Below are 12654 nucleotides of genomic sequence, written 5' to 3'. Positions count from 1 at the left end.
CCATAAAAAACGGGAAGCTCAATGCTTCCCGTTCAAATCAAACAATGCTTTCAAACTAGGCATGGTTTAGGCCGAGCTCTGACGATTATTCAGCGTCGTCTTGGCCTTTATCAGTGTTGCTGTCGGCATTGTCTTCAGCGGCCGGTTGCGCTGCTTCTGCAGGCTTCTCGGCGGCTTCTTTCATGCTTAAGCGAACACGGCCTTGGCGGTCAATTTCTAATACTTTAACCGGTACCGTATCACCCACTTTCAGGTATTCATTGACGTCGTTCACGCGCTCTTCAGCGATTTGTGAAATATGAACTAAGCCGTCTTTACCTGGCAGAATAGTCACGAAGGCGCCGAAATCGACGATACGTGCCACTTTACCCTGATAGATACGACCTACTTCCACGTCTTCGGTCAATTCTTTGATACGGTCGATAGCAGCTTGGGCTGACTCTTGGTCAGTTGCTGCGATACGCACGGTACCGTCATCATTGATTTCGATGTTGGTGTTCGTGGTTTCGGTTAGTTCACGAATCACCGCACCACCTTTACCGATAACGTCACGGATCTTGTCCGGGTTGATCTTCATGGTGTGATAACGCGGAGCGTAGTCAGAAAGCTCTTGGCGCGCACCAGAAATTGCATCGTCCATCACCGTCAAGATATGCAAACGAGCGGCTTTCGCTTGCTCAAGTGCTTTTTCCATAATTTCACGGGTAATGCCGTCGATTTTGATATCCATTTGCAGGGCAGTCACACCTTCAGTACTACCCGCAACTTTAAAGTCCATGTCGCCAAGGTGATCTTCATCACCAAGGATGTCAGACAACACGACAAATTTGTCGCCTTCTTTGACTAAGCCCATGGCGATACCAGCAACAGATGCCTTGATAGGTACACCGGCATCCATTAAGGCTAACGACGTACCGCACACTGATGCCATTGAGCTTGAACCGTTCGATTCAGTCACTTCAGACACCACGCGAATGGTGTATGGGAATTCTTCTTGGCTTGGCATTACAGCTTGTACGCCACGCTTAGCTAAACGGCCATGACCAATTTCACGACGCTTAGGCGAGCCAACGAAACCAGTTTCACCTACACAGTAGGGAGGGAAGTTATAATGCAACATGAAGCGGTTATTGCTTGACCCAATCAGGTCATCAATCATCTGTGCGTCACGCTCTGTACCTAGTGTCGCCGCAACTAATGCTTGGGTTTCACCACGAGTGAATACCGCTGAGCCGTGCACGCGTGGCAACATGCCCGTTGCAATATCAAGACCACGAACCATATCTGGGTCGCGACCGTCGATACGCTTCTCACCAGCGATAATACGCTGACGAACAATATCACTTTCCAAACCGTGGAACAGATCACCAATGGCTTTCGCATCAAGTGACTCGTCTTCTGCGGTTAGCTTCTCGACAACTTCATCGCGAAGTTTGTTGATTTGCTCATAGCGCTCGGTTTTTTCAGTAATACGGTACGCTGCACCGATGCCTTCTTCGGCAAGGGCTTTAATTTTACCAAGCAACTCTTCGTTGGTTGCTGGCGCTTCCCATTCCCACTTTGGCTTACCTGCTTCAGCGGCGAATGCGTTGATATTTTCAATCACGGTTTGCATTTGCTCGTGACCGTAAACGACCGCACCTAACATCGCATCTTCAGACAATAACTGAGCTTCAGACTCAACCATCAGTACTGCGTTGTCGGTACCAGCTACTACTAAATCGAGTTTAGACTCAGCGAGTTCGTCTAACGTTGGGTTTAACACGTATTCGTCGTTCAATACGCCAACGCGGGCTGCACCAATTGGGCCTGCGAAAGGCACACCAGCGATACAAAGCGCCGCCGAGGCACCGATAAGTGCAACAATATCAGGGCTAACTTGTGGGTTAACTGACACAACAGTCGCAATAATTTGAACTTCGTTTTTGAAACCTTCTGGAAACAAAGGACGAATCGGACGGTCGATCAAACGCGACGTTAAGGTTTCGCCTTCTGATGGACGACCTTCACGTTTGAAAAAGCCGCCTGGAATTTTACCAGCAGCATAAGTACGTTCTTGATAATTCACTGTTAATGGAAAGAAGTCTTGACCTTCTTTAGCATCTTTTTTGGCCACAACAGAAACTAATACTGTTGTGTCGTCCATGCTTGCAAGGACCGCACCGGTCGCTTGACGCGCGATTGCGCCGGTTTCTAATGTGACGGTATGACGACCGTATTGAAATTGTTTTGTAATCGGATTCACGTTTTTTTCCTTTACCTTTTCTTCTTAAATGATGTACTTCGAACGCCATTGTTCGATAGGAGCTGTTCGATGTTAGCTCTTCGCTCTTTACTGTTTTCAAACAGCGAACAGCTAACAGCAAACAGCGCTCGTATCTTTAACCAATAGCCTTTTCGCCTTTCTATAAGTAAAAAGGGGCCTAACGGCCCCTTTTCATGAACATTGCTTAGCGGCGTAAGCCGAGTCGCTCAATCAGAGATGCATAACGCTGATTGTTTTTACGCTTGAGGTAGTCCAACAATTTACGACGTTGGCTAACCATACGCAACAGACCACGACGTGAGTGGTGATCTTTTTTATGTTCTTTAAAGTGGCCTTGCAGTTCGTTAATGTTCGCAGTCAATAATGCTACTTGAACTTCTGGAGAACCAGTGTCGTTTTCGCCTTGACCAAAATCCTTAACGATTTCAGCTTTTTTTGCCGCAGTTAGTGACATATCTTACTCCTAGTTGAGATAAAAAATCGGTGCCAATCACTAATTCAGCACCGACGGAATAGCATCGCATTATACGGATTCAACTAAGCATTAGCAATGCTTAGCACCCGCTTTGGTATAATTTTATCGTCGCGCCAACAGCCTAGCCCCAACAAGGCATCATCGCCCTCACGCTTGACCCGTAACACATCATGATCGATATCGGTTTGCGCTGGCACTGGCGACGCCGGGTTACCGGCCAAAAATCGAACTGCATCGGCTTGTTGAATGACAATTTCAGGCATCTGCTGAATCACTGAGTCACAAGGTGCTAATAGTGCATCAAGGGGCTCGTAGTCATTGTTGTCCGGATCGCATTGCGCAGCCGCAGCGGCGAGCTCTTCAAAACTATGCATGGGCGCCTCAACACCCTCGATCCAGGTACGTCGCAAGGCACTAACGTGCGCGCCACAGCCTAAAAATTGCCCCATGTCGTCGATCAAAGTACGAATATAAGTGCCCTTACTACAGGTCACTTCAAGGCTAAGTTGGTCGCCTGAGAAGCTCATTAAGCGTATCGAACGAATACTAATCTCGCGCGACTTGCGTGGCACCTCAATACCTTGCCGGGCGTAGTAATAAAGCGGCCGGCCTTCATATTTTAAGGCGGAAAACATTGACGGCGATTGCTCTTGGGTACCAACAAAATGGCGCACAGCTTGATCGATGTCGCTTTGCGAGACGGCGACAGCCTGACGGGCAACAATCTCCCCTTCAGCGTCGCTGGTGGTGGTGCGCACGCCAAGCGTAGCAGTCACCTGGTAGGTCTTGTCGGCTTCCAAGGCAAAGTGCGAAAGTTTTGTGGCTTCGCCAAAGCAAAGGGGTAATACTCCGGTAGCCAGCGGGTCAAGGGCGCCGGTATGACCTCCCTTGCGGGCATTAAAAAAACGCCGCACCTTTTGTAGTGCAGCGTTTGAGGTCAATTCCAGAGGCTTATCTAAGACAATCACACCGCTAATTGTGCGGCCCGATTTACGTCGTCCCATTAATCGTCTCCGTGTTCATCCTTTGGCTTCTGACGTTGCTCATCGCGACGCACTGCCTCATCAACCAACTTCGACATGCGAATACCTTCGTTAAGTGAAGGATCGTGCACAAAACGTAGTTCCGGCACAATACGCGCACGTACCCGCTTACCCAACATCGAACGGACGAAACCGGAAGCTGCATTCAAGACTTTGAGGCCTTGTTTGACTTGTTCGTCGTCGTCCTGCATGAAGGTGATGAACACTTTGGCATAGGCAAGGTCACGCGACACTTCTACCGCCGAAACCGTCACCATGGCGACCCGCGGATCTTTAATCTCGCGTTGCAGTATCAACGCGATTTCACGTTGATACTGCTGCCCTACTCGTTCCGTGCGACTGTAATCTTTCGCCATATAACTTAGAGGCTCCGCTCGATTTCGATGGTCTCAAAGACTTCGATTTGATCGCCAACTTTGACATCGTTGTAGTTCTTCACACCGATACCACATTCCATACCGTTGCGAACTTCTGCGATGTCGTCTTTGAAACGACGCAGTGATTCCAACTCGCCTTCGTAGATAACCACGTTATCGCGCAGTACACGAATCGGTGCTGAACGCTTAACGATACCTTCGGTAACCATACAACCAGCGATGGCGCCAATTTTCGGTGATTTAAAGACATCACGAACTTCAGCAAGACCAATAATCTGTTGCTTAAATTCTGGTGCTAACATGCCACCCATTGCCAACTTGATTTCGTCAATCAAGTCGTAAATGACACTGTAGTACCTTAGGTCCACAGACTCTTGCTCAATAACTTTCTTGGCCGACGCATCAGCACGAACGTTAAAGCCGACAATAATGGCGTTTGAAGCACCCGCAAGTGATGCGTCGGTTTCGGTGATTCCACCTACGCCACTACCGATGATGTTCACTTTAACTTCATCCGTTGACAGCTTCTGTACCGATTCGGCGATAGCTTCCAGCGAGCCTTGAACGTCTGATTTCAAGACGATATTCAATTCGCTCACGTCACCTTCTTGCATGTTGGCAAACATGTTTTCCAGTTTCGCTTTCTGCTGCTTGGCGAGTTTCACTTCACGGTACTTGCCTTGACGGTAGTTCGCGACTTCACGCGCTTTACGCTCGTCTTTAACAACGGTCGCTTCATCACCGGCTTGCGGAACCCCTGATAGACCCAGAATTTCCACTGGAATCGATGGTCCTGCTTGCTTCACATCGCGCCCAAGTTCGTCGCGCATCGCACGAATACGGCCGTATTCCAAACCACATAAGACGATGTCACCTTGATTCAAGGTACCTTCTTGAACCAGAATCGAGGCCACTGGACCACGACCTTTATCAAGTCGAGATTCGATCACAATACCGTGCGCCATGCCATCTGTAATGGCTTGCAAGTCAAGTACTTCAGACTGCAACAAGATAGCTTCAAGTAACGCATCTACGCCGTCGCCAGAGTGTGCCGACACTGGCACAAACTGTACATCGCCACCCCAGTCTTCAGGAATAACGTCACGTTGGGCAAGTTCGTTCTTCACACGATCTGGATCTGCTTCTGGCTTATCCATTTTGTTAATTGCGACCACTAATGGCACTTCAGCTGCTTTGGCATGCTGAATGGCTTCAATGGTTTGTGGCATCACGCCGTCATCGGCAGCAACCACCAAAATAACGATATCCGTTGCACCTGCGCCGCGCGCTCGCATTGAGGTAAACGCTGCGTGTCCTGGGGTATCGAGGAAGGTGATCATGCCATGATCCGTTTCCACGTGATACGCACCTATGTGCTGGGTAATACCGCCGGCCTCGCCTGATGCGACCTTGGCCTTACGGATATAGTCCAGCAATGAAGTTTTACCGTGGTCGACGTGACCCATAACGGTCACAACCGGCGCACGTGGTGCTTTTTGCGTGGTTTCATCGTCATTACGATCAGCAAGAACTTCTTGCTCCAAGGCATTATCACTGACAACAACAACCTTATGCCCCATTTCTTCCACTACTAACGTAGCAGTTTCTTGGTCAAGCACTTGGTTAATGGTTACCATTTCGCCCATTTTCATCATCGCTTTGATAACTTCACTCGCTTTGATGGCCATGCGGCTCGCCAGCTCACCCACCGTAATGGTTTCGCCAATTTTTACTTCGCGTTCGACCGGTGCAGCAGGTTTATTAAACGCATGCTGTAAGCTTGAGCGCTTCGACCCTTTACGACGTTTCTCACGACGTGGGGTATCATCACGATCATCATCACCGCGACGACGTTTTTGTTTTTTACGATTCCGACGCTCTTCGTCAACGTCTTGCTCGTCTTCAGCTTCTTGCGCGTACTGCGAGGTGGTAAAGTGAACATCTTCCTGTTCCGCTTTTTTCCGCTTCGCTTCCTCTTCTTGCCAACGCGCCGAGTTTTCTTCCGCTAGTTTACGAGCTTCTTCGGCTTGCGCTTTCGCTTCTGCTTCGGCTTTCTTACGAGCTTCTTCTTCCTGTGCTTTACGCAAACGTTCAGCTTCAGCTTTCGCTTCGTCTGCTTTTTTGCGCTCTTCAGGGGTCATTGCCGCACGCTTCTCTGCGTCAGCCTTGGCTTTAGCTTTCTCTTTTTCTTTGCGAGCCGCTTCTTGCTTCGCTTTTTCTTCAGCCGCTTTCTGTTCAGCTTTGGCTTTCGCTTCCGCGGCTGCCTGCGCTTCTTCTTTGCGCTTCGTTTCTGCCGCAATGCGTTCTTGCTCAGCCTTCTCTTGTTCGGCTTTCTCTTGCTCAGCTTTCTGCTGGTCTTCCATTGCAGAGCGCTTCACGTAGGTACGCTTCTTGCGCACTTCCACTTGCACTGACTTGCTCTTGCCAGGGCCACCGCCAATGCTAAGCGTGCTTTTTTCTTTGCGTTTAAGCGTCATTTTACTTGGCTCTTGCGGGCCTTTGCCGCCATGGGCCTTATTCAAATGCGCTAATAACACTTGCTTTTCGTCTTCTGTAACGGAGTCGCCCGGCTGCTTCTTCATGCCCGCCTCGGCGAATTGCGTCACCAAACGATCAACTGTCGTACCTACATCTTTAGCTAGTTTATCCAGCGTTACTTCATCCATAGTCTGTCGTACCCCCGTTGATCTTATTCTTCGTCACCGAACCAGCAAATATTACGCGCTTGCATAATTAGCTCACCAGCCCGTTGTTCGGTTAACTCTTCAATTTCTGCGAGATCGTCAATGCCCTGCTCAGCCAAGTCTTCAAGAGTAACAACTCCCTTACTAGCTAATACATAAGCCAAATGACGGTCCAAACCTTCCAAGTTAAGTAAGGTTTCATCCGGTTCGACGCTCTCGAGCGATTCTTCATCCGCCAACGCCTTGGTGGTTAAAACACCACGCGCGCGGTTACGTAGCTCATCGACGATATCTTCGTCCATACCTTCGATGGTTAACAATTCGTCCATTGGCACATACGCGATTTCTTCAAGTGAAGAGAATCCTTCGTCGACCAATACTGCTGCGAAATCTTCATCAATAGCTAAGTGCTTGGTGAATAAATCGAGCAGACGTTGTGCTTCAGCTTCATTCTTCTCAGTAAATTCATCTACTGACATCACGTTCAGCTGCCAGCCGGTGAGCTGACTTGCCAAACGTACGTTTTGGCCAGCTTTACCTATGGCTTGGGCTAGGTTGCCTTCTTCCACAGCGATATCCATAGTGTGGGCGTCTTCATCAACCACAATAGATGCCACTTCAGCAGGCGCCATTGCGTTAATCACAAACTGTGCTGGGTTGTCATCCCACAACACAATGTCGACACGCTCGCCACCGAGTTCACCTGAAACTGCTTGCACGCGTGCGCCGCGCATACCTACGCAAGCACCCACCGGGTCAATGCGGCGGTCGTTGCTTTTCACAGCAATTTTCGCCCGTGAACCTGGGTCCCGCGCAGCACCACGAATTTCAATCATCTCTTCGCCAATTTCTGGCACTTCGATGCGGAATAATTCGATCAAGAAATCAGGGTTGGTACGACTCACGAAGAGTTGTGCACCACGCGCTTCTGGACGCACTTCGTAAAGCAAACCTCGCACCCGGTCACCGGTACGTACCGATTCACGCGGTAACATTTCTTCACGATAGATCATCGCTTCAGCGTTGTTACCTAAATCAAGTAGTACATGTTCACGGTTAGCTCGCTTAACGGTACCTGTTACCATTTCACCGACCTGATCCTGATACTCGTCAACCACTTTCGCCCGTTCAGCTTCACGTACTTTCTGCACGATGACCTGTTTTGCCGTTTGGGTTGTGATCCGGTCAAACTCAATCGAGTCAATTTGTTCTTCAACGTAGTCGTCGGCTTGCACAGATTCATCTTCATACTGTGCTGCTGCTAAGCTGATTTCGCGATACGGATTTTCTAGTGGTTGTTCAGTATCGTCTACTACCAGCCAGCGACGGAAGGTATCAAAATCGCCGGTGGTGCGATCGATACTTACGCGTACCTCGATATCGCCGTCATATTTCTTTTTCGTTGCATGCGCTAACGCAGACTCGAGAGCCTCAAAGATTTTGTCTTTCGAAACGTCTTTTTCGTTCGAAACAGCTTCTGCAACTAATAAAATTTCTTTTGCCATTATCTTGCCTCGCCTGCGCAATCCTTAGTTTAACTGAGGAACTAAATGAGCTTTTTTCACTGTCGAGTAGTTCACCTTCATTGATTCACCCTCGACCTCGAATTCGACGGCATCGCCATCAACTGCCTTAATGACAGCCTTAAATTTGCGTCTATTTTGCTGCGCCATCGTCAGCTCTACTACTGCGGTTTCACCTAAATAGTCGTTCATTTGCGCCGCACTGAAGAACGGACGTTCCATTCCCGGCGAAGACACTTCTAAGTAGTACTCGCTATTAATCGGGTCTTCGACGTCCAACAACGCGCTTACTTGATGGCTTACATCTGCGCAGTCGTCAACACCAATACCATTGTCATGGTCAATATACACGCGCAAGGTCGAATGTTTACCTGCGCGGACAAATTCAACGCCCCATAATTCAAAGCCTAGCGCCGCAACCGCTGGCTCTATCATGGTGACTAAGCGTTCTTCAATACGTGCCAAATTCCTGAACTCCTGAAACAAAAAAAGGGCGTAAACGCCCAGTGTTATGACTGCTAATTCGCTCGACATCTAATGTCGTACGGCATTGCAGCAGAGGTCACATAGTAAAAAGCCCCGAACTGCTGCGGGGCTTTTAAAACACTGGACCCTTTGTTAAATGGTTGCGGGGGCAGGATTTGAACCTACGACCTTCGGGTTATGAGCCCGACGAGCTACCAGACTGCTCCACCCCGCGTCCGAAAACGTGTCCATATTATAAAGATTCCCGAAGGAAACGCAACCGCTAACAGGTTGCAAATTTGGTGCGGATGGCGGGACTTGAACCCGCACGCCCTAAAGCACTACCCCCTCAAGATAGCGTGTCTACCAATTCCACCACATCCGCATAAATCTTAACTTAGTTAGACTCTGGTACGTCGCTACCAGAACCTGAGGTCGGAATTTCTTCGCTAACAGGTGCTGGCGTTTCGATAGTATCGAATTCGCTCTCTACGTCACCGGTTCCTGACGACAAATTACCTAGTACTAAGCTCAAAATAAAGAATACAATCGCGATAACCGCTGTTGTACGGGTCAAGAAGTTACCCGAACCGCCTGATCCAAACACTGTGTTCGATGAGCCAGCACCAAAAGATGCGCCCATGTCGGCCCCTTTACCTTGCTGGATCATAATAAATCCGACCAAGACAATGGCTACAATAAGATAGGCAATCAATAAAAATTCGTACATAGTTAACTTCTCCGGGCTTGCGCTGCGCGGCAAATTGCAAGGAACGCCTCTGGTTCTAAACTTGCGCCGCCAATCAAGCCGCCATCAATGTCTGATTCTGCGAATAACGCTGGAGCGTTATCTGCTTTGACACTGCCACCATACAGCAATGGCACTGTTTCTGCTGCAGCATCATACTGTTGCTGCAACCAATTCCGTATAAATGCGTGTACGTCTTGTGCTTGTTCTGGGCTCGCCGTTTTACCGGTACCAATGGCCCAAACAGGCTCGTAAGCAACCACTACATGTGCCAGTTGCCCCGCACTGACATTAGCTAACGCTGTAGCTAACTGTCGTTCAATAACTTTAACTGTGTCACCACTGTCGCGCTCATGTTCTTGCTCGCCAACACAGAGGACCACTTTTAATTTCTGCCCCGCGAAGGCTAAAATCGAATCGACTTTCGCCTGCACGCGTTGGTCTGAGTCACCGTAGGCTTGGCGACGCTCAGAATGCCCCACCAGCACATATTCCGCGCCAGCTTCGCTCACCAATGGCAAACTGTGTTCGCCAGTGTGCGCGCCTGCGCTATTCTCGTTGGTGTCTTGGGCACCTAAGTGCACATCATCGTAGAACACTTCTTGTTGCCAGGCCGGCAACAATACTGCAGGGGGACAAACCACCACAGTGACATCATTTAACAACCCTGTGTCAGCACGCAGCGCTTGCGCCAGCTGGCTGGTAAGTTGGCGACTGCCATTCATTTTCCAGTTCGCTATAACTAACGGTTGCCGTTGCATAAATGCCTCTACTAAGTGCGTTCTAAATGCGACCTTAAGAGCGGCGAGATATTACATAACCTGCCGCCAACTTACAAGTACTGAATACCACAAAAGCGCGAGACTGCTTATTAATTCGCCGCCGCTTCAACTTCGCTAGCGATTTGCTGCGCTAAGGTTTTAACTAAACTCGGTTCACGACCTTCAACCATCACGCGAATCAAGGGTTCGGTGCCCGATTTACGCAGTAGCACCCGCCCTTCGTTACCCAGCTTCTGTTCAACATCCGCCACCGCCGATTGTACGGCTGCATCTGCGAGTGGGTCTGAGCCCGCCTTGAAACGTACGTTAATCAGTGCTTGAGGGTATTTTTCAAAGCCGCGCAACAATTCACTAAGGCTGCATTGCTCGCGCTGCATGGCTGTCAGCACTTGCAAGCCGGCAATAATGCCGTCACCTGTGCTATGAAATTGACGGTTGATCAGGTGGCCTGAGTTTTCGCCACCAATTTTCCAGTCGCGTTTCACCAGCTCTTCCATCACATAGCGGTCACCCACTTTGGCCCGCACAAAAGGAATATTGCGCTCAGAGAAAAACTTTTCTAAGGCGAAGTTAGACATCAATGTGCCGACAATACCACCTTGTAACAAGCCATCTTGCTGGGCTGCCCGCGCCAGAATGTAGATCACATCGTCGCCATCAACGACTCTGCCGTCTGGGGTTACCATCATTAAGCGGTCACCATCACCATCAAGGGCAAAACCCAGGTCCGCTTTGTGCTCGCGCACGCTTGCTTGTAACGCTGCTAAGTCTGTTGCGCCACAATCTGCATTGATATTAATACCATTAGGGGCAGTACCAATCTCATGCACTGTCGCACCTAACTCACGGAGCACATCGGGCGCGATGTGGTAGGTTGCGCCATGGGCGCAATCAACAACAATGGTCAAACCCGTTAACGATAGTTCCGACGGGAAGGCACTCTTACAAAATTCAATGTAGCGTCCGGGCGCGTCGTCGATGCGGCTCGCTCGCCCCATTTGCTCCGACGGCACACACACCAAAGGCTCATCGAGCAAACGCTCAATTTCCGCTTCCACACTATCAGGCAGCTTGCTCCCCGAGTCGGAGAAGAACTTGATACCATTATCGTAATACGGGTTATGCGAGGCACTAATCACAATGCCCGCTGCGGCGCGAAAGTTACGCGTTAGATAGGCCACTGCTGGCGTTGGCATAGGGCCGAGGAATTCGACGCTGACACCGGCCGACAGTAAGCCAGCTTCCAAGGCAGACTCTAACATGTAACCCGACAGGCGGGTGTCTTTACCAACCAACACGCGCTGGTTACCAGAGCGCGATAAAACGGTACCTGCAGCCCAACCTAATTTAATTGCGAAGTCCGGTGTAATTGGAAAGTCGCCTACCCGACCACGGACACCATCGGTGCCAAAATACTTACGTTGACTCAACTGAATTCTCCAGCCAAGGTTGCTGCAACGACTTTCATTGCATCAACCGTTTCCCTGACATCATGTACGCGAATAATTCGCGCCCCTTTCATCGCGGCAATGGTCGCCGCGGCAATACTCGCTGGTAACCGTTCACTCACCTCGCGGTCAGTCACATGACCAAGCATCGATTTACGTGAGAGCCCGATCAACAGCGGTTGTTGTAATTCATGTAGTGCTTGCATACGTTGCAGCAGCTGGTAATTATGCCTGACGCTTTTGCCAAATCCAAAGCCTGGATCGAGAAAAATCCGCTCACGCGAAATGCCCGCGTCTTCACAGGCACGAATGCGCTCCTGCAAAAAACCTTTCACTTCAGTCACTACGTCGTCGTAGCGCGGTTGTTGCTGCATGGTTCTTGGCTCACCTTGCATGTGCATCAAACACACATCGGCATCGTGCTGCGCCAACAGCGCTAAGGCGCCATCGTCTTGCAAGGCACGGATATCGTTAATGAAGCCAACACCATGGGCCAGCGCCTCGGCCATCACCGCAGTTTTACAGGTGTCTACTGACAGCTTTACATCGAATTCCTGCGCCAGTTTGGTGACCACGGGTATCACCCGTTCCAGCTCCTCGTCGACGCCTACTGATGGCGCACCTGGTCGCGTTGATTCGCCACCAACATCAAGGTAAACCGCACCATCGGCTATCATCTGTTCGGCTTGGCGCAGGGCGCTGTCAATACGATTGAACCGACCACCATCGGAAAAAGAGTCCGGAGTCACATTGAGAATGCCCATCACTTGGGGTTGAGCTACGTCTTCCATCATTTTAATTTTAGCTCCTCAAAAAAAAGCCCCGTTTCCGGGGCTCTTAGCT

11 protein-coding genes and 2 tRNA genes are annotated in these 12654 nt (G+C 49.8%); all 13 read right to left on the bottom strand.

What is annotated here, in order from left to right:
• Window positions 1–85: 85 nt before the first annotated feature.
• Complete coding sequence (gene pnp, locus PSI9734_RS00840; RefSeq protein WP_173919229.1) at window positions 86–2245, bottom strand: polyribonucleotide nucleotidyltransferase; 2160 nt, start codon at window positions 2243–2245, stop codon at window positions 86–88.
• A 205-nt stretch (window positions 2246–2450) separates the two neighbouring features.
• Window positions 2451–2720: a 30S ribosomal protein S15 gene (rpsO, locus tag PSI9734_RS00835; RefSeq protein WP_173919228.1), complete on the bottom strand. Its 270-nt coding sequence runs from the start codon at window positions 2718–2720 to the stop codon at window positions 2451–2453.
• Between the two features lie 83 nt (window positions 2721–2803).
• Window positions 2804–3745: a tRNA pseudouridine(55) synthase TruB gene (truB, locus tag PSI9734_RS00830; RefSeq protein ID WP_173919227.1), complete on the bottom strand. Its 942-nt coding sequence runs from the start codon at window positions 3743–3745 to the stop codon at window positions 2804–2806.
• Window positions 3745–4140, bottom strand: coding sequence for a 30S ribosome-binding factor RbfA (gene rbfA, locus PSI9734_RS00825; protein ID WP_173919226.1), 396 nt, complete (start codon window positions 4138–4140; stop codon window positions 3745–3747). The genes truB and rbfA overlap by 1 nt, the downstream gene beginning before the upstream one ends.
• A gap of 5 nt (window positions 4141–4145) precedes the next feature.
• On the bottom strand, window positions 4146–6827 hold the full coding sequence (gene infB / locus PSI9734_RS00820; RefSeq protein ID WP_173919225.1) for a translation initiation factor IF-2: 2682 nt from the start codon (window positions 6825–6827) through the stop codon (window positions 4146–4148).
• Between the two features lie 23 nt (window positions 6828–6850).
• The gene (nusA, locus tag PSI9734_RS00815; protein WP_173919224.1) at window positions 6851–8350 is read right to left on the bottom strand and encodes a transcription termination factor NusA; all 1500 of its coding nucleotides are present in this window, start codon (window positions 8348–8350) and stop codon (window positions 6851–6853) included.
• Window positions 8351–8374: 24 nt separating this feature from the next.
• The gene (gene rimP, locus PSI9734_RS00810; RefSeq protein WP_173919223.1) at window positions 8375–8833 is read right to left on the bottom strand and encodes a ribosome maturation factor RimP; all 459 of its coding nucleotides are present in this window, start codon (window positions 8831–8833) and stop codon (window positions 8375–8377) included.
• A 158-nt stretch (window positions 8834–8991) separates the two neighbouring features.
• Window positions 8992–9068 (bottom strand) — tRNA-Met (locus PSI9734_RS00805).
• A gap of 65 nt (window positions 9069–9133) precedes the next feature.
• Window positions 9134–9218, bottom strand: a tRNA-Leu gene (locus PSI9734_RS00800).
• Window positions 9219–9230: 12 nt separating this feature from the next.
• A complete protein-coding gene (gene secG, locus PSI9734_RS00795; protein WP_173919222.1) occupies window positions 9231–9563 on the bottom strand; it encodes a preprotein translocase subunit SecG in 333 nt (110 codons plus the stop codon).
• Between the two features lie 2 nt (window positions 9564–9565).
• Window positions 9566–10342 (bottom strand): triose-phosphate isomerase, encoded by a 777-nt coding sequence (gene tpiA, locus PSI9734_RS00790; protein WP_173919221.1) that lies wholly within the window; start codon window positions 10340–10342, stop codon window positions 9566–9568.
• 110 nt (window positions 10343–10452) lie between these two features.
• Window positions 10453–11793, bottom strand: a complete 1341-nt coding sequence (glmM, locus tag PSI9734_RS00785) for a phosphoglucosamine mutase (protein WP_173919220.1) — start codon at window positions 11791–11793, stop codon at window positions 10453–10455.
• The gene (gene folP / locus PSI9734_RS00780) at window positions 11790–12602 is read right to left on the bottom strand and encodes a dihydropteroate synthase (RefSeq protein WP_173919948.1); all 813 of its coding nucleotides are present in this window, start codon (window positions 12600–12602) and stop codon (window positions 11790–11792) included. The genes glmM and folP overlap by 4 nt, the downstream gene beginning before the upstream one ends.
• Between the last annotated feature and the right edge of the window lie 52 nt (window positions 12603–12654).

The sequence above is a fragment of the Pseudidiomarina piscicola genome (assembly GCF_902806985.1).
Classification (GTDB): domain Bacteria; phylum Pseudomonadota; class Gammaproteobacteria; order Enterobacterales; family Alteromonadaceae; genus Pseudidiomarina; species Pseudidiomarina piscicola.
The sequence above is the reverse complement of the archived record's forward strand: the minus strand, read 5'-3'. Positions and strand labels throughout refer to the sequence as shown.